The 21,549-nt window shown below is 63.4% G+C and carries 19 protein-coding genes; 10 read left to right on the top strand and 9 right to left on the bottom strand.

Features of this window, described 5'->3' with window-relative positions:
- The first annotated feature begins 154 nt into the window (after window positions 1-154).
- A complete protein-coding gene (locus tag R4P64_RS05970; protein WP_045071208.1) occupies window positions 155-1,354 on the top strand; it encodes a serine/threonine-protein kinase in 1,200 nt (399 codons plus the stop codon).
- A 7-nt stretch (window positions 1,355-1,361) separates the two neighbouring features.
- Here the strand turns inward: R4P64_RS05970 and R4P64_RS05965 are convergent, their stop codons facing one another.
- Together R4P64_RS05965 and R4P64_RS05960 are read right to left on the bottom strand one after the other, a co-directional pair.
- The gene (locus tag R4P64_RS05965; protein ID WP_033231311.1) at window positions 1,362-2,765 is read right to left on the bottom strand and encodes an FAD-binding oxidoreductase; all 1,404 of its coding nucleotides are present in this window, start codon (window positions 2,763-2,765) and stop codon (window positions 1,362-1,364) included.
- Window positions 2,762-3,613: a class I SAM-dependent methyltransferase gene (locus tag R4P64_RS05960; protein ID WP_233363590.1), complete on the bottom strand. Its 852-nt coding sequence runs from the start codon at window positions 3,611-3,613 to the stop codon at window positions 2,762-2,764. The genes R4P64_RS05965 and R4P64_RS05960 overlap by 4 nt, the downstream gene beginning before the upstream one ends.
- A gap of 126 nt (window positions 3,614-3,739) precedes the next feature.
- Here R4P64_RS05960 and R4P64_RS05955 point away from each other — a divergent pair, with 126 nt between their 5' ends.
- The 6 genes from R4P64_RS05955 (at window position 3,740) to R4P64_RS05930 (ending at window position 9,234) form a co-directional block, all read left to right on the top strand.
- Window positions 3,740-4,417, top strand: a complete 678-nt coding sequence (locus tag R4P64_RS05955; protein ID WP_045070756.1) for a winged helix-turn-helix transcriptional regulator — start codon at window positions 3,740-3,742, stop codon at window positions 4,415-4,417.
- A gap of 111 nt (window positions 4,418-4,528) precedes the next feature.
- A complete protein-coding gene (locus R4P64_RS05950; RefSeq protein WP_411742641.1) occupies window positions 4,529-5,143 on the top strand; it encodes a M15 family metallopeptidase in 615 nt (204 codons plus the stop codon).
- A gap of 2 nt (window positions 5,144-5,145) precedes the next feature.
- The gene (locus R4P64_RS05945) at window positions 5,146-5,787 is read left to right on the top strand and encodes a phosphatase PAP2 family protein (protein WP_317819784.1); all 642 of its coding nucleotides are present in this window, start codon (window positions 5,146-5,148) and stop codon (window positions 5,785-5,787) included.
- A gap of 53 nt (window positions 5,788-5,840) precedes the next feature.
- Window positions 5,841-6,539, top strand: a complete 699-nt coding sequence (locus R4P64_RS05940) for a response regulator transcription factor (protein WP_045070762.1) — start codon at window positions 5,841-5,843, stop codon at window positions 6,537-6,539.
- Complete coding sequence (locus tag R4P64_RS05935; RefSeq protein WP_317819781.1) at window positions 6,536-7,942, top strand: HAMP domain-containing sensor histidine kinase; 1,407 nt, start codon at window positions 6,536-6,538, stop codon at window positions 7,940-7,942. The genes R4P64_RS05940 and R4P64_RS05935 overlap by 4 nt, the downstream gene beginning before the upstream one ends.
- 86 nt (window positions 7,943-8,028) lie before the next feature.
- Window positions 8,029-9,234, top strand: a complete 1,206-nt coding sequence (locus tag R4P64_RS05930) for an MFS transporter (protein WP_317819779.1) — start codon at window positions 8,029-8,031, stop codon at window positions 9,232-9,234.
- Window positions 9,235-9,242: 8 nt separating this feature from the next.
- Here the strand turns inward: R4P64_RS05930 and R4P64_RS05925 are convergent, their stop codons facing one another.
- Genes R4P64_RS05925 through R4P64_RS05915 form a run of 3 tightly spaced genes read right to left on the bottom strand, consistent with a single transcriptional unit; the run spans window position 9,243 to window position 12,713 of the window.
- Window positions 9,243-10,697 (bottom strand): MFS transporter, encoded by a 1,455-nt coding sequence (locus R4P64_RS05925; protein ID WP_033231536.1) that lies wholly within the window; start codon window positions 10,695-10,697, stop codon window positions 9,243-9,245.
- Between the two features lie 40 nt (window positions 10,698-10,737).
- Window positions 10,738-11,397, bottom strand: coding sequence for a response regulator (locus tag R4P64_RS05920; RefSeq protein WP_033231319.1), 660 nt, complete (start codon window positions 11,395-11,397; stop codon window positions 10,738-10,740).
- On the bottom strand, window positions 11,394-12,713 hold the full coding sequence (locus R4P64_RS05915) for a PspC domain-containing protein (protein ID WP_317541213.1): 1,320 nt from the start codon (window positions 12,711-12,713) through the stop codon (window positions 11,394-11,396). Before R4P64_RS05915 ends, R4P64_RS05920 begins: the two co-directional genes overlap by 4 nt.
- Window positions 12,714-12,818: 105 nt before the next feature.
- Here R4P64_RS05915 and R4P64_RS05910 point away from each other — a divergent pair, with 105 nt between their 5' ends.
- Window positions 12,819-14,147, top strand: a complete 1,329-nt coding sequence (locus tag R4P64_RS05910; protein WP_033231321.1) for a PspC domain-containing protein — start codon at window positions 12,819-12,821, stop codon at window positions 14,145-14,147.
- On the top strand, window positions 14,147-14,383 hold the full coding sequence (locus R4P64_RS05905; protein WP_045070771.1) for a hypothetical protein: 237 nt from the start codon (window positions 14,147-14,149) through the stop codon (window positions 14,381-14,383). Before R4P64_RS05910 ends, R4P64_RS05905 begins: the two co-directional genes overlap by 1 nt.
- A gap of 70 nt (window positions 14,384-14,453) precedes the next feature.
- On the opposite strand, the gene guaA is transcribed toward R4P64_RS05905, so the two are convergent.
- From guaA to guaB, 4 genes are all read right to left on the bottom strand, one after another.
- Window positions 14,454-16,025 (bottom strand): glutamine-hydrolyzing GMP synthase, encoded by a 1,572-nt coding sequence (guaA, locus tag R4P64_RS05900; protein WP_317819775.1) that lies wholly within the window; start codon window positions 16,023-16,025, stop codon window positions 14,454-14,456.
- A gap of 104 nt (window positions 16,026-16,129) precedes the next feature.
- Entirely contained in the window at window positions 16,130-17,872 is a 1,743-nt protein-coding gene (locus R4P64_RS05895) for a GMC family oxidoreductase (RefSeq protein WP_317819774.1), read from the bottom strand.
- Window positions 17,873-18,048: 176 nt separating this feature from the next.
- Window positions 18,049-19,188 (bottom strand): GuaB3 family IMP dehydrogenase-related protein, encoded by a 1,140-nt coding sequence (locus R4P64_RS05890; protein WP_033231325.1) that lies wholly within the window; start codon window positions 19,186-19,188, stop codon window positions 18,049-18,051.
- Between the two features lie 41 nt (window positions 19,189-19,229).
- Entirely contained in the window at window positions 19,230-20,753 is a 1,524-nt protein-coding gene (gene guaB, locus R4P64_RS05885) for an IMP dehydrogenase (protein ID WP_033231537.1), read from the bottom strand.
- Between the two features lie 245 nt (window positions 20,754-20,998).
- Between guaB and R4P64_RS05880 the strand changes: the two genes are divergently transcribed.
- Window positions 20,999-21,403, top strand: a complete 405-nt coding sequence (locus tag R4P64_RS05880; protein WP_033231326.1) for a DUF5319 domain-containing protein — start codon at window positions 20,999-21,001, stop codon at window positions 21,401-21,403.
- Window positions 21,404-21,549: the final 146 nt, after the last annotated feature.

Here is a 21,549-nt window from a genome sequence, read left to right as displayed (position 1 = left end):
GTCTGACACGCATCGAACAGACAACACAATCGAACATAGTTTCGATTCGTTTCCAGTAAAGCCTGCCCCTGAGGACCCGTCAAGCAGCGACAAAAGTCCGAAGTTCACACAAACCTCGAGGGTCACACCCGTATCAATCCTCTAACCTGGAGTGGTGACATCTCGAGAGCAGACAGGGAGGGGCATCGGCCCTGAATACCTGCTGGCAGGGCGGTACCGACTCCGATCCAAAATCGGCGGCGGCGGCATGGGCGCCGTCTGGCTGGCCCGCGATACCCTCCTCAGCCGTGATGTCGCGGTGAAACAGGTCACAACCACCGCCGGACTCGACAACGAGAGCGCCGAGGAGATCCGCGCTCGAACACTTCGTGAAGGCCGCAACGCCGCCAAACTCTCGCACCCGCATTCCATCGGCATGTACGACGTCGCTCTCGAAGCCGGTGAACCGTGGCTGGTCATGGAGTACTTCCCATCCCGCAGCCTCGCACAGGCCATGAACCTCGCCGACACTCTGCCACCCCTCGAAGTTGCTCAGATCGGCGCTCAGATCGCCGCAGCACTCGCAGAGTCGCACGCTGCCGGAATTGTGCATCGAGACATCAAACCGGGCAACATTCTTATTGCCGATCGCGGCGACTCCCTGGGCATCGTCAAGATCAGCGACTTCGGAATCGCGCGCGCCAAGGGCGACGGATCGGACCGTCAAGACGAAGTCATCACCGGCACCCCCGCATACTTCGCCCCCGAAGTGGCCCGCGGCGACGATCCCACCGAAGCGAGCGACGTCTTCTCCCTCGGCTCGACCCTCTTCACGGTGATCGAAGGACAACCACCCTTCGGAATCGACTCCGACGCAATTGCATTGCTGCACCGAGTCGCCAAAGCCGAGATCTACCGTCCCACCAAATCCGGACCGCTCACAGACGTGCTGCTCCAACTTCTCGAACCGGACCCGACACGTCGGCCCACCATGGCCAAGGCCCGCGACGCACTCGCCGCGGTAGCAACCGGGGGCGGTTCCGTCGATCAGCTGATCGACATCCCCGTGTTCTCGTCCGACGGAGCGGTTCCGGCGTGGGCACACCGCACCACCCAGCTCCCCGACCCGCACCGACGCAATCGACTGGTGGGCCCCACGGTCACCGGACTGCCTGCAGTGCAACAGAATACGCCACTCGGCTCTGTCCCCAGCCCGCTCGACCTGTTCTCGTGGCCCCCTCGGATACCCACCGGCCCCGCCGACGCGAGCACCCGGGACAAAGTGGTCGCCTGGGCGCCACTGGCCATGACCGCAATGGTGGCGATCATCATCGCGGCCATACTGATCGTGCTTGTACTGGTGTTCACGGTTTAAATATTTGCTACTTCAGCGCCGACGCAGCCGGCCTGATGTTGGCGTTGAGATGAAACAGGTTGTGCGGATCGTACTGTGCCTTGATCCTGGACAGGCGTGCATACTTGCCGGATCCGTACGAACTGCGAACCCGCTCTTCGTCCACATCGGTCATGAAATTGACGTAACCACCAGGATTGGTCGACAAGGGACGCAACGCTTCCCAGATATTGCGCACCCACGTTCGATCCAGATCCAGAGTCCCGGCATCCGTCGCCGTAGCCGTCATGTTGCACACGTAGTGCGGGGCACGGGAACCACCGAACGCCGTATCGTCGTCGCCGACGGCGGTGAACGCACCCTGCAGCGGAAAGATCGGGATGAACGACATCGGTGACGACTTCTTCACCGCATGTTCGGTCAGAACACCGATCACGTCATCGGAGAGATCCCCTAGGTCCAGAGCTTTCTCGTACGCGTACGCACCCCACGGTTCGGCATCGTCGAGCATCGACTGCAACCCCGTGTACGGGAGCGGCGTGACGAACTCGAACAGCGGCGGCAGCCCTTCCCTGATGGGCGCAATCACCTGCGCATGCTCCTCGGCGGAACCGAAACCTGCCACCAGCAAGGCATATCCGGGATGAAAGTGGAACTGCTCCGGTACAAACGCCGCGGGCGGCGCGGACAGGCTCGAAGCAATCAACGCACCCGTGTTGCGGGGCAGAGCCGGCACCACGTCGCGGCACAGACGCAGCGCATCCGGTCCGTCGTCCATCCCCCAGAAGAAGAACCCGAGATGCACTTCCGGCCCGATCGCGCTCAGCCGGTACTCGAACTCGGTCACCACACCGAAATTACCTCCCCCGCCTCGCAACGCCCAGAACAAATCGGGATGGTTCTCTTCCGACGCGCGCACGACCTCACCGTCGGCAAGCACAACCTCCGCCGACGCCAGATTGTCGATCGACAATCCGAGCGTTCGCGTCAGCCACCCCATGCCGCCGCCGAGTGTCAGACCGCCCACTCCGGTATCGCTGATCACCCCACCTGTCACAGCCAGGCCGTGTTCCTGCGTCGCGGCGTCCAGGTTCGCCAACGTCGCCCCGCCACCTACGCGCGCCCTACGCGCCGACGGATCAACAGTGACGTTGTTCAGTGCACTGAGATCGATCATCAGACCGCCCTCACACACCGAGGCCCCACGATACGAATGCCCACCACCTCTGACAGACACCTCCAAGTCATGTTCTCTGGCATAACCCAGTGCCGCAGCCACATCCGACGGCGAAAGGCACCTGGCGATCCCAGCCGGGCGGTGATCGATCGAGCCGTTCCAGATGGCCCGCGCGTCGTCGTAGCCCGAATCTTCCGGGCCGAAAACCGGGCCGGTGACGGACGATCTCAACGGCGCAATATCAATGCTTGTCATGACGTACTCCTGACACCGGTGACGAGTAGATACTCCCAGTCCATACCCGGAGAATCCCCTCCGGCGCTGGAATCTCCTCCTGCGCTGTACTTGCGAGCCAAGTCGACGAGATCGCGGTCGAGGGCCTCCACCTTGGCGTCGTCGCCCGCAATATTGCGGTAGACGGCGATGGTCGGTCCGTAATTCTCCTTGAAGAAGTCGCGGAAGTCTTCCGGATCACGGAACCTGCTCACCTGCAGCACTTCTCGACGCGCAGTCAGGTCGCGAACTCGGTCACCGAACAGCTCACGAACATGACTCTCCTCACCCCACAACGGCGGTGGCTGCGAACCAGGAGGTGGCGCAGGTGCATACGGTTTCATGGCTTTGAACATCTCGCCGATGAAACCTGTTGGTGTCCAACTCAGTACAGCGATCCTGCCGCCTTCCTTGCACACTCGAACAAGCTCGTCCGCTGCCCGCTGATGATGCGGCGCAAACATGACGCCGACGCACGAGAGCACCACGTCGAACTCACCGTCTTCAAACGGTAGATCCTCGGCATCAGCCTCCCGCCACTCGAGTTCGACATCCGCGTCGGCTGCCATCTTCCTTCCCGCATCGAATAATTCGGGAGTCAAGTCCGTTGCCACCACCTGCGCGCCGAGTGCCGCCGCAGGAATAGCCACATTGCCGGAACCTGCCGCGATGTCGAGAACCCGATCACCGGCGCGCACGCCGCCTGCCGCCGCCACAACAGGCCCGAGTTCCGGGATGACCTCCGTTGCCACCGCAGGATAATTGCCCAACCCCCACATCACCCGGTGCTTGGATTTAAGGGCTCGGTCCACATCCACTGCTTCAGTCATTATCGTTCTCCTCCATCAATTTTCGCAGTACCGATTTCCACTCTGACCTCGACGTTACGACCATCGAGTGTCACCGATCCAGTACTGGATCTGTACCAGCCCCACGCATCGGCCTACGATTGACAAGTGGGGTCGTCGTACCGCCAGTTCTGCCCCGTCGCCAAGGCGATGGAGCTACTCGACGAGCGCTGGACGCTCCTGGTCCTGCGCGAACTCATGATGGGAAGTACCCATTTCAACGACCTACGACGCGGCCTTCCCCGCATGTCTCCGACGTTGCTGTCCAAACGTCTGCACCAACTCACTGCCGCCGGAATCACCTACCGAGACAACACCGACGGTGTCGTCACTTACCGCCTCACCGACGCCGGACGCGAACTCCGCCCCGTCGTCGAAGCCCTGGGGATCTGGGGCACCCGCTGGATCGGCGAACTCGGCGACCAGGATCTCGATCCCAAACTCCTGCTGTGGGACATGCATCGACGGGTGGATCACTCCGCTGTGCCCGACGGAAAAACAGTGGTGCACTTCGTCTTTTCCGAAATCGATCGGCAGTCACGAAACTGGTGGCTGGTCATCAACTCCGACGAGGTCGACGTCTGTGACCTCGACCCGGGTTTCGAGGTCACCGTGTCCGTATCTGCCGGGCTCAGGCCGTTGACCGAGATCTGGCGCGGCGACCTGACGTGGTCCGACGCCATTCGATCAGGTGAGGTCACCATTTCCGGGCCGGAAGCCCTGCGTCGCAGTTTGCCTTCGTGGTTCGAACTGTCCACCTTTGCATCCGTTCCCCGACCCGCTTAGCGCACGCCCCACCAGGCTCGTTCCGTCCTGTTACAGAGCTGTTGCAGACCGTGACACCGTCGACGAACAGTGACGACCTCCTGGTGACACTGACCGAGCAGTCTCTGCACTATGCCCAGCCACCGCGGAATCGCCGGCCCCGTCGCACACCGAGCAGTCGCACACCGAGCAGTCGCACTCGGAGCAGTCACACTCGGGGCGCTCATGCTCAGCGCGTGTTCGTACACCGAGGCGGCCACGCCCAAGAGCGATCACTACCTTGCCACTCAACCTGATTCAGGACCCTCAGGCGGCGAGATCGCGGACGGCCTCAGCGCGGCGGACACCCATATGCCCGCGCTGGCCCGCCTCGATTCCGCACTTCTCGCGGCGCTGCAGATGGCCGCAGCGGATGCGCGGGCATCCGGGGTGGACATGCATGTCACGTCGGGTTGGCGATCAGCCGCATACCAACAGCGACTGTTCGACGAAGCCGTAGCCAAGTACGGCAGCGTGGACGAAGCGTCCAAGTGGGTGCACTCCCCGAGTCTGTCCAAGCATGTCAGCGGACAGGCAGTAGACATCGGACCGACGGATGCCGACGACTGGCTTATCCAGCACGGCAGCGACTACGGCCTCTGTCAGACCTATGCAAACGAGATGTGGCATTTCGAACTGGCGACCACTCCAGGTGGCGAATGCCCACCCCAACGCAGCAACCCCTCGGACGAAAGACCGGAAGGCTGACCATGACACGAGTCAAACCAGCGAGACTGTTTGCCGCACTGGCACTCTTGATCCTCGGAGTAATCGAGTTCGAATTGGCGGTCAACACTGCCGGTGGCCAGATCGTCGATCAACAACTCATGGTGGGCGCGGCCACGTCTGAAGTCCTCGGAGTGTTCTCCACTGAGTTCATCGGCCTGCTCACCCCGATCCTGATAGTGGGAGGAGTGCTCGTGGTACTCATGATCACGTTGCGCAACAACCCGATTGCGCTGGCACTGCGCGTCGCCGTCGTGACCCTCGGCCCCATCACGACGGCCTGGGTTCTCAAACAGTCGCTGGATCGACCAGACCTGAACGGTCTTGTCATGCATAATTCCTTCCCCAGCGGGACTCTCACCGCCATCGCTGCTCTGGTCTGCGCGATAGTGCTCGTCACACCCGCCAGGTGGCGGGGCGTCGTCGCCGTCAACGGCGCACTGATCACCATCGGGACCGCAATCTCGGTAGTCGTGTTGCAATGGCACCGGCCGAGTGACGTGCTGGGTGCACTACTCCTCGTCGGTTGCTACACCCTCGCCGTGTCGGCATTTCCGTTGAACACCACCGCCGCACGGCACGCGGTACTGGCAAACTCCGGCAACGAACGGCTCTCGAAAGTGTGACACCTGTACCGTGGGCTGACCGAGATTGCTCCGACCGCGGAAGGCCCCTAATCATGGTGAATATCCTTTTCATCGAGGACGATCCAGCCGTGGCCGAGGCAATCACGTTGGGACTGAACCGACTCGGGCACAACGTCAGCCATCGCCCCGACGGCAACAGTGATTTCGACGACGTACTCACCACCACCGACCTCGTCCTGCTCGACCTCGGACTCCCGGGTGCCGACGGTTACGAGATCTGTCGACGCATCCGCACGCGTAGTTCGATCCCGATCATCATTCTCACCGCTCGATCCGACGATATCGACACCGTTGCCGGCCTCGAGGCCGGCGCCGACGACTACGTCGTCAAACCGGCCAGTCCGCGTGTCCTCGACGCTCGCATCAAAGCCGTCGTGCGTCGGTCGGCGCCCGCAACGACGCGAACAGATGCAGTACCGGCGGCAGAGACATTCGGCGACTTGGAACTGGATCGATCGTCATTGCAGGTCCGCAAGGGCGGAACGCTGCTGACCCTGACCCCGACCGAGCTCCGACTGATCCTGGCACTGACCGAGAATCCCGGACAGGTTCTCAGTCGTCGACAGTTGTTGTCCGCAGCCTGGGACCAGGAGTACCTGGGCGATTCCCGAATCGTCGACGCAGCGGTGCAGCGACTGCGTGGAAAGATCGAGGACGACCCGGCCGTACCGACAGTCATCGAAACCGTGCGTGGCTTCGGATATCGCTTCAACACCGGCTCAGGTCGATGAGACCGGCCTGGCTGCGCGTCGACGGTCTGCGGACCCGGCTCGTGCTGGTGTTCATCGCAATCGTCCTGATCATCGCCGGAGGAACAGCCGGCGCGGTATCGCTCATGGCGCGGTCGTGGATCTATTCCAATGCTCAGGACGTGGCAACGGCACAATTTCGCGACGAGCTACAGTCCCTCGACGGCATGCCGGTGGACGGATTGACACCCGCCAACCTCTCACAGGTCTTCCCATCCGACCTGACGCTGATCACAGACGGTGAAGTAGTTCGCCAAGGATCCGTCGATCCCGCGACGATCCCGCCGAGCTTCGACAACGGTTTGGACAGTTCGAAACTGATCCGCTTCGAGAGACTCGACTCCGAGCGCATCCTGCTGGGGATGTCCGTCAACGTCACGGACACGACCGCGGAGGACGGCTACGACAACCAGACACTGGTGAAAGCTGTCACCGTCCGGCCACTGGTGGGGGTACAGGACAAGTTCGACGACCTGCTCCGAGTCGTCGGTCTCACCCTCGCTGCCGGCGTGCTGGTCAGCGGTCTGCTCGGCTTCTGGATCGCGTCGACGCTGGTACGTCCGCTCAAGCGTCTCGACGCGGCCGCCGCCCGTGCCGCCGACGGCGATCTCAGCGTCCGCCTTCCGGAAAACGGAGTAGCCGAACTTGCCCAGGTGACAACAACATTCAACAACATGGTCGCGCGCAACGAAGCGGTGATCAAAGGTCTCGAAGAATCCGAAGAGCAGGCAAGACGGTTTGTCGCCGACGTCTCTCACGAGCTGCGAACGCCACTGGCCGCACTGGTGCCGGTCAGTGAAATACTGCGCGAAGAGATCCCCAACCTTCCGCCCGACGCCGGTGCCGCCGCACGCATCGTGAGCAGTGAGATCGGCAAACTCACTCGACTCGTCGAGGATCTGATCGAGATGTCTCGCCACGACTCACAACAGGCACGCCTCGTCCTCGACGACGTCGATCTCGTCGAACTGACCGAGCGCACGCTGGAGAGCCGCGGCTGGACCGAAACCGTCGAGCTCGACGCGCCTGAAAGCATCAGCAGCAGAGTGGATTCGCGTCGGATCGACATAGTCGTCGCCAACCTCGTCGGCAACGCACTGCGGCACGGTTCACCCCCGGTACGCGTCGAACTCAGCGCCGAACCCGGCTACGCCGTCATCGCCGTCGTCGACCACGGACCCGGCATTTTGCCCCAGGACCGGCAGGCAATCTTTCGCCGGTTCTACAAGGTAGACACCGCACGCGGACGCAGTGAGGGCAGCGGATTGGGACTTTCCCTCGCAGTCGAGAACATCCACTTGCACGGCGGCACCATCAGCGTCGACCCAGTGGACGGAGACACGGTCTTCACCGTTCGCCTCCCCACTGCCGGCCACGAGGCGTGACCACATTTTGGGATTCTAGTTTCAGCATGTGAAACAGTCGGAGTACCGTCAGAGCCCTCAAGCCAAGAAGGATCGGGAGGCTCACCATGACTGAGGCGTCACGGTTGGAAAAATCGGTAGTCACACCGCGGGCATGGACGATGCTTGCCCTCGGTGTTGCCGCCCAAGCCGCCGGAACCGTCTTCGTCAGCACTCCCGCCTTCCTGATCCCACTCCTGCATTCCGAGCACGGTCTCTCACTGGCGCAGGCCGGAACTCTGGCTGCAGCGCCCACTTTCGGTATGGTCCTCACGCTCGTGGCCTGGGGAGCGTTGGCCGACAGATTCGGAGAGAAGTGGGTCATCTCGATCGGACTTGCCTTGACCGCCGTTGCGGCCCTGGCTGCCACCACCACCGACAATTACGCGTTGCTCGGTATCGCGTTCCTGTTCGGCGGCATGTCGGCCGCCAGCACCAATGCCGCCAGCGGACGCGTGGTTGTCGGCTGGTTTCCGAAGGACCGCCGCGGATTGGCGATGGGCATCCGGCAGATGTCCCAACCCTTGGGCGTCACCATCGCGTCGCTCACCGTTCCGACGCTGGCTGCGCACTCGGGAATCGGTTCGGCGGTTGCTCTGTCCGTGATTCTCAACGGCGCGCTCGCAGTGGTCTGCGCACTTGCCCTGGTCAATCCCCCGCGGCCTGCCACCACCGCACAGGCACCCGTCGCGGCCGCCAACCCCTACCGTTCGAACTCCTTCCTGTGGCGGATCCACCTGGCGTCAGCTCTCCTGGTGTTTCCGCAGTTCACACTGTCGACATTCGGACTGGTCTGGCTGATCAACGAACAACACTGGGAGGCCGCCCCGGCCGGCCTGCTCATCGGAGCGTCGCAGTTCGTCGGGGCGCTGGGACGCATCGTCGTCGGGATGTGGAGTGACCGCGCCGGTAGCCGGGTCGGCCCGCTTCGCCTGGTGTCGATGTCTGCCGCCGTTGTCATGCTGGCCATGGCTGCCGCCGACGCCGCCCCGTGGGGAATCCCGGCGTTGGTGCTGCTGATCGCTACCACTGTCAGTGTCGCGGACAACGGCTTGGCGTTCACGTCCGTCGCCGAAGCGGCCGGGCCTACCTGGCAGGGAAAAGCGTTGGGCGCTCAGAACACCGGACAATTCATTGCCGCGTCCGCCGTGGGGCCGGTGGTCGGCGCACTCATCGGTGTGGTCGGGTATCCCATCGCGTTTGCGATAGTCGCCGCCTTCCCCGCCGCGGCAATCCCGTTGGTACCGAGCCACGATCGAGATATCAGCGTCTAGTCCAGCGCCTAATCCTGGGCCCGACTCGGTTGTACCGCAGGCCCCGTCAGATCACAATGTGGTTTGCAGGCAACCGAATCCGTTTCCGGCATCGGCGGCGCCGCCGGAGCGCGGATCAGTACCGCCGCGATAGCCGCACCGAGCAACAGCAGTCCCACACAGATGTACATCGCGATCGTGAATCCGTCGGAGAACAGCGCCGGATCCGCCAGAGCTTCGGTGTTGATCCCCGCGATTCCCGGCAACGCGGCAACAGCCAGGAGCTGACTGGTTCGCGCAACGGCGTTGTTCACACCCGACGCAATTCCCGACTGCTCCACCGGAACCGAACCCAGCACAGCCGCGGTCAGCGGCGCCACCATCACCGACAAACCCAATCCGAACACGAGAACTCCGGGTAGCACGTCGGTGAGGTACGACGCGTCGACCCCGATCCTCGTCATCAACACCAATCCCACTGCAGCCACTGCCGGCCCGGCGGTCATCGGCAACCGGGGTCCGTGAATCTGCGCGTACCTACCGGCGCGCGAGGAAAAGAGCAGTAGCGCCACCGTGATCGGCACCGTAGCGACCCCCGCTGCCACCGGCGAATAGCCCGCGACCAGCTGCAACTGCAGCACCAGCAGGAAGAACACACCGCCAAGCGCCGCGTATACCGCCAGAGTCACCAGATTGGCGGCGACAAACATTCTCGACCGGAACAGCGACGGCGGCACCACCGCACTCGGCGACCGTCGCTCCACAACGACAAACAGGCACAACACGAGAGCGCCGACCACTCCCGCGACCAGGTTCATCTCGATCAACCCGTAGGTCAACGCACCGAGACCGACTACCGCACAGGCAGATCCGAGAACATCCAGACGTTCCGGAGGATGCGGGTCGCGACTCTCCGGAACGTGCCGCACACTCGCCCACACGACAAGAGCAGCCAGCGGCAAGTTCAGGAAGAACACCGACCGCCACCCGGCGACCTCAACGAGCCAGCCACCGAACAGCGGACCTATCGCTCCCGCAACTCCCCCGAGTCCAGACCACAAACCGATGGCAGCGCCCCGATCCTCCTCACGCAACGACGCCGAGATGATGGCCAGACTGCCCGGCGTCAGCAGTGCCGCACCCACGCCTTGCAGGATTCGCGCCACCACCAAAAATGTGATGTCGGGAGCAATGCCGCACAGCAGCGACGCCACCGCGAACCACACCGTGCCCCACACGAACACCCGGCGCCTACCCCACCGGTCCCCCAGAGCGCCGCCGAGCAGAATCAACGACGCCAGAGCCAACGTGTACCCGCTGAGCGTCCACTGCAGGCCCGCTACCCCGGAACCCAACTCCTCGCCGATGTGCGGCAGCGCGATGTTGACCACCGTGCCGTCGAGAAGAGCCATGCTCGAACCGAGAACCGTGGCGGCAACAACCCAACGCCCACGACTCGACGCCAGCGCCAGTGGTTCTGTCATGTGGTCCATGGTGCGCGTTCGTGGACGCTCGCGGAAGAGTTCAGTCGATCTGGCGGCGATGAGCCCAGCGTGTCAGCGCATTGCGATTGGACTGCTGAGTCTTTCGCAGGACATTGGACGCATGCGTCTCGACGGTTTTCACGGAGATCACCAACTCCTCCGCAATCTCGCGGTAGGTGTACCCCCGCGCGAGCAACCGCAGGACTTCGAGTTCACGGGGAGTCAGTGAATCGAGTTCCGGATCGAGTTGTGGTTCCGGTGCCGCGGATCGACCGGTAAAGGAGTCGAGCACAAAACCCGCCAGCCTGGGCCCGAAGACGGCGTCGCCGCCTGCGACCCGGCGGACACCGTCGGCCAGTTCGGCACCCGAAATCGTCTTGGTGACGTAGCCCCGAGCACCCGCCCGGATTACCGCGATGACGTCCTCAGCCGCATCGGAAACGCTGAGTGCCAAGCACACCGGACCGGAATCTATCCCGCGCAGCACAGCCACTCCGCCGCCGTCCGGCATGTGTACGTCGAGCAGGACCACGTGGGGTTTCGTGGAGTTGATCCCGGCGATCGCTTCGGCCACCCCGCCGGCCTCACCGACAATCTCCATGTCGTCTTCACGGGACAATTCGGCCCGAACCCCGGAGCGGAACACCCCGTGATCGTCGACAAGGAATACGCGATACGGGGGTGTGGGCAAAACTGTCACTGGGGCGCTTCCTCCGGGTTGTCGACAAGGTCGGCGGGCTCGTCCCACTGTAAGTCAGAGTCGGTGCTCGTCTTGCCCCCGAGCGGCATGTGTACCCGGATTTCCGTCCCCTTGCCGATGGTGGAGCGAACCACGACGCGGCCACCACGACGCTCGATCCGGCCGCGAATCGACTTGGCCAGACCTTGACGGTCCTCTGGTACCGCGTCGACGTCGAATCCGACACCGCGATCTCGAACGAAGATGCTCACCTGATCACCTTCCACCTCGGCAAACAGGTTGATCTCCTTCTCGCCGGAGTGCTTCGCGGCGTTGACCAGAGCCTCACGCGTAGCGCCGAGAAGTGCGGTGAACGCTTCCTTCGGCAGACCGTCCTCGCCGTCCAACTGCACGTCACCCACCGTCACCGGACGCACCGTCACACCGTGCTGATCCTCCACCTCACCCGCGATGATCTTGAGCCCTTCGGTCAGGCTCGTGTGGTCGATCTCGCCGCCACTGAACAACCACTTCCGAAGCTCGCGCTCCTGCCCACGGGCAAGCCGCGCCACTTCCACCGGATTGTCGGACTGCTTCTGGATCAACGCCAACGTCTGCAACACCGAATCATGCAGGTGTGACGCGATCTCTTCACGCTCGTCGTTGCGAATTCGAGCGGCCCGCTCAGCCCCGAGCGCCCGCCACATCCGCAACCACAACGGAACCGTCAGCAAACCGGCGCCGATCAACGTCACGACGACGGCCAACAACGACGACCGCAACGCGTCGATGTCGACTTGCGCCAACACCACGACCGCCAACCCCAGCACGATCATCGATGCGCCGCCGACCACGCGCGTCCACGTCAGGACGGTCGGCCGCGCCGGCAACCCGATGACGGTACGAGGGCCTTCGGAATCGAACTCCCGCCACACCAGTGCCGCACCGACCGCAACAACAAAAAACGGCGCCAGTACAGAACCCGCCGTGCCGCTGAACAACCACGACAACGCCGCCGCACCGCCCAGACCGAGAACGGCCAGACCGTAAGCACGCTGACGCTCTGCCGCGCTCGGCTTCTCGGTGTCGGTACCCGCCGACACGAAAACCCAGAGAATTCCGTACGCGACGATGCCCGCACCGGCCATCGCAGCCAGAATCGCAAACGCAACACGGACCTTCAGCGCGTCGATACCAAGGTGATCCGCGATACCGCCGGCAACACCACCCACAATTCGACCGCCGGAGCGCCGCTCCAACTTTCGTATCGGCAGCGGCGCACTCACGAGCGCGGGATCAGACACAGATTGCACATAGTCGATACTGGCACGAACCATGCTCGAGCACATCAGGGTCCAACCCTGAAGTCAGGCCAGGAGCGCGCCAAAGATCAGGGTTCACCCCTGATGCGGCAACACCCCCGAACACACCACGATGGAGCCATGAGTAATCCGACCTTCCAGGAACAGATCAACGATCTGTGGCGGACCCGCCCCGTGCGTCTACCGGACCAGGGTCACGTTGCCGGCGTATGCGCAGGAATCGGATACCGATACGGTGTCGACCCGATCCTCGTGCGCGTTGCCTTTGTCATCTCCACCATCTTCGGCGGCTCGGGAATCTTGCTGTACGTCGTGGCCTGGCTGACTTTCCCGCGCGCCGACATCGGCCAAACCGCAGCGGCGCCGGGTCGTCGCCACCGCTCGGACAAGCACACCAAAACCATCGTCCTGGTGGTAGCCCTTGCTATCGCCGCGACTACGATCGGTCCGCTCGGCGCCGGCCAGGGCGGTTCCGGACTGATCGGCGTCATGCTGATGCTCGGCGGCCTGTGGCTGCTCTACCAACGCCAACCTGTCCCACCGGTGCTGCCACCTTCGTCCACGCAGCACATCGGCGCCGGAACGGTCTATCCCGGAACAGGATTCACCCCGGGACCATTCACCCCGGGATACTTCGCCCCGAACCAGCCGCCGACGTACACGCCGTATACCAAGCTTCCTGACAGCTACGTTCCCACGGATCCAGCCGCAGCAACTTCGTCATCGGAATCGGCACCAGCAGTTGATCTTTCGAAGAGCGAGCCCGCCATCACGCCGCCCGCGTGGGACCCGCTCGGCGTTGCTCCCTTCGCCTGGGATCTCCCCGACCCCGTGACCAAGAACCCTCCCCTGCTACCGCTTCCGCCTCGCCGTCGACGCTCCCGCTGGACCCTGACCGTCCTGGGCCTGGCGATCATCGCCGCCACCGCAGTCGGTGCCGCAGGCGCAGCAACCGGCAACGACTGGTTCACCCCCGGCCGTGTCGGGGCAGTCGGACTTGCCGTGATCGCACTCGGATTGATCTTCGGGGCGTTCTTCCGCAAGGGATACGGGCTGCTGATCGTCACCGGACCGCTCGTCGGCTTCGTGATCCTCGCGTCGCTGGTTTACCCGCTCGAGTTCGACGCGTCAGGTGAGCAGAAGTGGACACCGGCCAGCGTGTCCGAGATTCAGTCCTCGTACTCCGGCGGCTTCGGCAGCTTCACACTGGATCTGAGCGAGCTCACGTTCACCGAGGACAAGACCATCGACGTCTCGGCGGCATTCGGCGAGTTCAAGGTATTGCTGCCGCCGACGGTCAAGGCACAGAACGACTGCACAGTCGTGATGGGTGACGGATCCCGTTGCCTCGACGGTGGAGTCCACGCCGGCGCAGCGGCCGGACCTGATGCCCCCACCGTGACGATCAACGCCAAAGCCACATTCGGAGCCTTGGAGGTACACCAGTAATGAGCGACTACGACGACATCGGCAACAGCACCGAAGAACACGAGGAAACCTCGAAATCCAAGCGTCCGTCCGCACTTCTGCTCATCGCGGGAATCGCGGCATTCCTGGTCAGCGGATGGGCACTACTCGGACCCTTCTCCCTTGCCCCGGCAGCAGACATTCAATTCCGGTGGCTGTTCGTGGGAGCAGCAGTCATCGCCGGCCTACTGCTGGTGATTCTGCCGAACCGCAAATAGCTCGAACCACAAATAACACTGTGCGCCTTCATCAACCGCGGTCGGTTGATGAAGGCGCACAGCAATCAGCTCACTCCCACTCGATCGTTCCCGGCGGCTTGCTCGTCACGTCGAGAACAACGCGGTTGACGTCCGGAACCTCATTGGTGATGCGCGTGGAAATGCGCTCGAGAGTCTCGTACGGCAAGCGCGTCCAGTCTGCGGTCATCGCGTCTTCACTCGAGACCGGACGCAAGACGATCGGGTGGCCGTAGGTCCGGCCGTCGCCCTGCACGCCCACGCTGCGCACGTCGGCGAGGAGGACAACCGGGCACTGCCAGATCGTTCCGTCGAGGCCTGCGGACGTGAGTTCTTCACGCGCAATGGAATCCGCCTGGCGGAGGATTTCGAGGCGGTCACGGGTGACCTCGCCGATGATGCGGATACCAAGGCCCGGTCCGGGGAACGGCTGGCGTCCGACGATCTCTTCCGGCAAGCCGAGTTCGCGGCCGACTGCGCGGACCTCGTCCTTGAACAACAGGCGCAGCGGTTCGACCAGCTTGAACTGCAGATCTTCCGGCAGGCCGCCGACGTTGTGGTGGCTCTTGATGTTTGCGGTGCCGGTGCCGCCACCGGACTCCACGACGTCCGGGTACAGGGTGCCCTGAACGAGGAAATCGACGGTTGCGCCCTGAGAAGCGTTCTCGCCCAGGACATCGCTGACAGCGCCTTCGAAGCTGCGGATGAATTCGCGGCCGATGATCTTGCGCTTGGTTTCGGGATCGGTGACGCCGGCCAGTTCACCGATGAAGGTGTCGGCGGCGTCGACCGTGATCAGGCGAGCGCCCGTCGCGGCAACAAAGTCCTTCTCCACCTGGGTGCGCTCGCCGGCACGCATCAGACCGTGGTCGACGAACACACAGGTCAACCGGTCGCCGATAGCGCGCTGAACCAATGCAGCCGCAACAGCGGAGTCGACTCCACCGGACAGACCACAGATGGCATGGCCGTCGCCGACCTGCTCACGCACCTGCTCGATGAGCGCGTCGGCGATGTTGGACGCCGTCCACGCTGCCGGAATACCGGCGATCTCGTGCAGGAAGCGGCTCAAAACCTGCTGTCCGTGCGGGGAATGCAGAACCTCGGGGTGGTACTGAACGCCGGCGAGCTTACGGGCGCGATACTCGAACGCTGCGACGGGAGCGCCGTCACTGGTCGCGGTGACCTCGAATCCCGAAGGCGCTTCGGTGACGGCGTCGCCGTGGCTCATCCACACCGGCTGCGTCGCGGGAAGTCCGTCGTGGAGCAGGCCACCGGACACCGAGATGTCGGTGCGGCCGTATTCACGGGTGCCGGTCTCGGCCACGGTGCCGCCGAGAGCTCCGGCCATCGCCTGGAATCCGTAGCAGATGCCGAACACCGGAATGTCGTGGTCGAACAGTGCCGGATCGAGCTTCGGAGCGCCGTCGGCATACACGCTGGACGGCCCGCCGGAGAGCACCACAGCCAAGGGCTTCTTGGCCACGATCTCCTCGACGGTCATGGTGTGCGGAATCACCTCCGAGTAGACCTTGGCCTCACGGACTCGACGTGCGATCAGCTGCGCGTACTGCGCACCGAAGTCGACGACAAGAACTGGTCTCTGCTGCTCGATATCTGCCACACGTGCAGTCTAATCGCCCCAGCTAGCGAACCTGCGCACCCCCGGACTCTGCGCAGCATACGAGAGTCAGGGGGCGACGAAGATCACCTCGCTACGCCACAGTGTTATGCCACTTCCGGCGCTGCAGTCTTCTTTCCACCCGTGATCTTCACAATCGGAAGAACCAGTGCCGCCGGTGCCGACGCCGGTACCACCGGCGACTTGGGAGCGATCGGCGTCAACCGCTCGTAGCCACTGCCCTGAGCTGGACGAAGGTCTGCCTCCCCCTTGTTCGGCCACAGCGACGCCGCGCGCTCGGCCTGCGCCGCGATGGTCAGCGACGGGTTCACACCGAGGTTCGCGGACACCGCGGCACCGTCGACGACGCTGAGCGTCGGGTAGCCGAAGACGCGGTGATACGGATCGATCACGCCGCGATCGGCGTCCTCGGCGATAGCGCAACCGCCGAGGAAGTGCGCCGTCAGCGGGACGTTGAAGATCTCGCCCCACGTGCCGCCGGCAACGCCGTCGATCTTCTCGGCAACCCGACGCGTCGCGTCGTTGCCCTCGGGGATCCACGTCGGATTCGGCTGACCGTGGCCCTGCTTGCTGGTGACCTTGCGACGGCCGAACAGGCCCTTCTTCGTGTACGTGGTGATGGAGTTGTCGAGGTTCTGCATGACCAGGGCGATGATGGTTCGCTCGCTCCAGTCCTTGACCGTGAGCATGCGCAGCATCTGATACGGATTCTTCGCGACCACACCGAGGAACTTGACCCACCGTGGCTTGTCTCCACCGCCGTCGGTCATCAGCGTCTGCAGCAGGCCCATCGCATTGGAACCCTTGCCGTAGCGAACCGGCTCGATATGCGTGTCCTCGCTGGGGTGGAACGACGACGTGATCGCAACTCCGTGCGTGAGATCGAGATTGGGATCGACCTTGTATTTGCCTGCGCCGACAATGGATTCGGAGTTGGTGCGCGTGAGTTCGCCCAGTGTGCCGGACAGCTTTGGTAGCGCTCCGGTGTCCTTCATGTCGAACAACAGGTGCTGCGTTCCCCAGGTTCCGGCCGCGAGAATCACATGAGCGGCGGTGTACGTCCGACGGTTCTTGCGCGCGTATGCACCAGTGCGCTCGGTGAACACATCCCACGTGCCGTCATGGTGCTCGCGAAGTCCCGAGACGGTGGTCATGGGAATGATGTCGGCGCCCGCGGTCTCGGCCAAGCCGAGGTAGTTCTTGAGGAGCGTGTTCTTGGCGCCGTGGCGGCAGCCGGTCATGCACTCGCCACACTCGATGCACCCGGTGCGCTCGGGACCGACACCACCGAAGTACGGGTCGGCGGCTTTCTTGCCCGGCTCACCGAAGTACACCCCGACCGGCGTCTGAATGAAGGTGTCCCCGACGCCCATGTCGTCTGCGACCGACTTCATGATCTCGTCGGCCGGCGTCATGTGTGGGTTCCGCACAACACCGAGCATCTTCTGCGCCTGCTCGTAGTAGGGAGTGAGCTCGCTGCGCCAATCGGTGATGTGCGCCCACTGCTTGTCCTGGAAGAACGGCTCCGGCGGCTGGTAGAGCGTGTTCGCGTAGTTCAGCGAACCACCGCCCACTCCCGCGCCGGCCAGAATCAAGCAGTCGCGCAGCAGGTGAACCCGCTGAATACCGAAGCAACCCAGCTTGGGCGCCCACAAGAACTTCTTCAGATCCCAGCTCGTCTTCGCGAACTCTGCATCGGCGTACCGTCGACCCGCTTCGATGACACCTACCTTGTAGCCCTTCTCCACAAGACGAAGCGCGCTCACGCTTCCGCCGAATCCGGATCCGACAATCAGGACGTCGTAATCCGTCGCGCGTTGCTTGCCCATCAGGACACCTCCACCGTGAAAACGTAGTTACCCGTCAGTATGCACCCGAATGCTGTGACTGCCACCACAAGGGTGCCCTAAGCGTAACCATAAGTATCACCAACGCGCGAAAGTCCTGAACATAGACCTGTGGCCCTGACTTCCCATAGGAAGCCAGGGCCACAGATACAGACAAATCAGGCGCGGACTGTCAGTCCGACCTTCTGGAACTCCTTGAGAGTGGAGTAGCCGGCCTTTGCCATGGAACGGCGCAAACCGCCGACGAAGTTCAGCGAACCGTACGGATCGTCGGACGGCCCGGCCAGAACCTTGTCCAGCGAAGGCCGCTCGCCGTAGGAAACCGGAAGGAGCGCGCCACGAGGAACCGAAGGGTGCGCAGCAGCGGACGGCCAGTACCAACCGCCGCCTGCAGCTTCAGCCGACACAGCCAACGGCGTGCCGAGAACAGCAGCGTCCGCGCCGCACGCGATCGCCTTTGCCAGGTCACCAGACGTAGCGATGTCACCGTCGGCGATGACGTGGACGTAACGCCCACCCGTCTCGTCGAGGTAGTCGCGGCGAGCCGCAGCGGCATCGGCGATAGCGGTAGCCATCGGCACCCCGATACCGAGAACCTCACCCGTCGTGGTTGCACCCTCGGAAGAGCCGTAGCCGACGATGACGCCCGCCGCACCGGTCCGCATCAAGTGCAGCGCCGTGCGGTGGTCACTCACACCACCGGCGATAACCGGAACGTCGAGCTCGGAGATGAACGTCTTGAGGTTGAGCGGCTCTTCCTCCGTGCGCACGACATGCTCGGCGGAGATGATCGTGCCGTGAACGACCAGCAGGTCGATTCCGGCCTTGACCAGTGCCGGCGTCAGGGCGCGCGCATTCTGCGGGCTGACGCGAACCGCCGTCGTGACCCCCGCGTCACGAACCTGTGCGACCGCTGCTGCCAGCAATTCCGCCTGCAACGGCGCCGCATGCAGTTCCTGCAGGTAGCGGATCGCGGCGTCGACGCCACCGTCGGTTTCGGCGATCTCGACAAGACGAGCCAGCTTGGCCTCGACATCGGCATGACGGCCCCACAGGCCCTCGCCGTTGATGACGCCGAGCCCGCCGCGCTTGCCCAATTCGATTGCGAACGTCGGCGAGACCAACGCGTCCGTCGGGTGAGCGAGGATGGGAATGTCAAACCTGTACGCGTCGATCTGCCACGTCGTCGACACCTCCTTCGACGAACGAGTCCGCCGAGAGGGAACGATGTTCACATCGTCCAGTTCGTAGGTACGACGGGCCGTACGACCCATTCCGATTTCAACGAGGTCGCGCACGCGCGCCCCTTTCTCGTGACTGGTGAACTAGCGAACTGAACTTAGCGGGCAGCGTAATTGGGCGCTTCGACCGTCATGGTGATGTCGTGCGGGTGGCTTTCCTTGAGTCCCGCAGCCGTGATCTGGACGAACTGAGCGTTCTGGAGATGCTCGATCGTCGCAGAGCCCGTGTAACCCATTGCCGCACGCAAACCGCCGGTGAGCTGATGCGTCACCTGCGAGAGCGGTCCGCGGAACGGAACACGACCCTCGATGCCTTCCGGAACCAACTTGTCCTCGGAGAGAACGTCGTCCTGGAAGTAGCGATCCTTGGAGTACGACTTGGCCTCACCGCGCGACTGCATCGCGCCCAGTGAGCCCATACCGCGATAGCTCTTGAACTGCTTGCCGCCCACCAGGATCAGTTCACCCGGCGATTCGGCCGTACCGGCAAGGAGCGAGCCGAGCATGGCCGTCGACGCACCGGCGGCAAGCGCCTTGGCGATGTCGCCGGAGAACTGCAGACCACCGTCGGCGATCACGGGAATGCCGAGAGGCTTGCATGCCGCGACTGCTTCGAGGATGGCCGTGACCTGGGGAGCACCGACGCCGGCAATGACACGGGTCGTGCAGATGGAACCAGGACCAACGCCGACCTTGACGGCATCGACGCCTGCGTTGACGAGTGCCAATGCACCCGAGCGCGTAGCGACGTTGCCACCGATGATCTGAACCCGCTCGCCCAATTCGTGCTTGAGCTTGACGATCATGTCGAGAACATTGGACGAATGCCCATGTGCGCTGTCCACCACCAGTACGTCCACACCGGCGTCGGTAAGCGCCATCGCACGCTGGAAGGCATCGTCGCCCGCACCGACCGCAGCACCGACGAGCAGACGACCGTCACGGTCCTTGGTGGCAAACGGATGCTGCTCGGTCTTCACGAAGTCCTTGACCGTGATCAGGCCCGTGAGCTTGCCGTTCCCGTCCACGATCGGAAGCTTCTCGATCTTGTGACGGCGAAGCAGACCAAGCGCGACGTCAGCGGTGACGCCCTCTTGCGCTGTGATCAACGGCATCTTGGTCATGATCTCGGCGACCGGACGATTCTGGTCGACCTCGAAACGCATGTCACGGTTCGTGACGATGCCGACCAACTGTCCGGCGTCGTCGGTGACCGGCAGACCCGAGATGCGGAAGCGAGCGCACTTCGCGTCGACCTCACCCATCGTGTCCGACGGCTTACACGTGACCGGATCGGTGACCATGCCGGCCTCCGAACGCTTGACGGTCTCGACCTGGCCGGCCTGGACCTCCACGGACGAATTGCGGTGCAGAACGCCCATTCCGCCCGCGCGGGCCATGGCAATGGCCATCCGCGACTCGGTGACCGTGTCCATCGCCGAACTGACCAACGGGATTCGCAGACGGATATCGCGGGTCAGCTGACTCGACGTATCGACCTGGCTCGGAATGACATCGGACGCTGCAGGCAACAGCAGTACGTCGTCATATGTCAGCCCGAGCATCGCGACCTTGTTGGGGTCGTCTCCTCCGGTGTGTACATGCCCTGCAGAACTAGTCATGCGGTCAGGACCCTCCATGGACCTAGATTCGCCTGTTCGGCAGCCGCTGTAACAGCTGCCTCGAAGCGGATTACGAAAGCTGGATATCGGATAGAAGGCACCTGCACAGAAAGATATTCCTGGCACCTTTTCCCGGCGTTGAACACCATGGTATCGGGCCGCACATTGGTCCGAACCATCCCACCCACGCTGCAAGTACGCGTAACGAGTGGCGCTGACCCCCCTGACCTGCGTACCGTGGTGCTGTGCGTGATCAACTGCCTCCCGGTCTGCCGCCAGATCCCTTTGCCGGCGACCCCGCTGACCCTTCCGCGGCACTCGATGCCATCGAGCCGGGTCAACCACTCGACCCCCAAGAACGGCAGGCAGTCGAGGAAGATCTCGCTGACCTCGCCGTATACGAGGCTCTCCTCGCTCATCGTGGCATCCGCGGCCTCGTGGTGTGCTGCGAGGACTGCCAACAGGACCACTACCACGACTGGGACATGTTGCGGGCAAACCTGCTTCAACTCCTCGTCGACGGCACGGTTCGGCCTCACGAACCCGCCTACGATCCCATGCCTGAGGCATATGTCACGTGGGATTACTGCCGTGGATACGCCGACGCATCCATGAACGAAGCGATGCACGGCGACGGATTCGACGCCTGACAGACTGACAACAGTGGGGGGGGCCGCCCGCCCCCAGCCCCGCCCCGGGTGTTTTTGTCGGGTGGGCTGTACCACCATAGGCCGGGGGTTCTGGTGGGGGGCCCACCGAACCCCCCCCCCCCCCCCCCCGGGGGCCACTCCGGCGC

This window comes from Rhodococcus sp. IEGM 1366, assembly GCF_033142425.1.
GTDB lineage: Bacteria > Actinomycetota > Actinomycetes > Mycobacteriales > Mycobacteriaceae > Rhodococcus_F > Rhodococcus_F globerula.
Note: the sequence above shows the minus strand (reverse complement) of the source record. Positions and strands in the feature narration are given on the sequence as shown.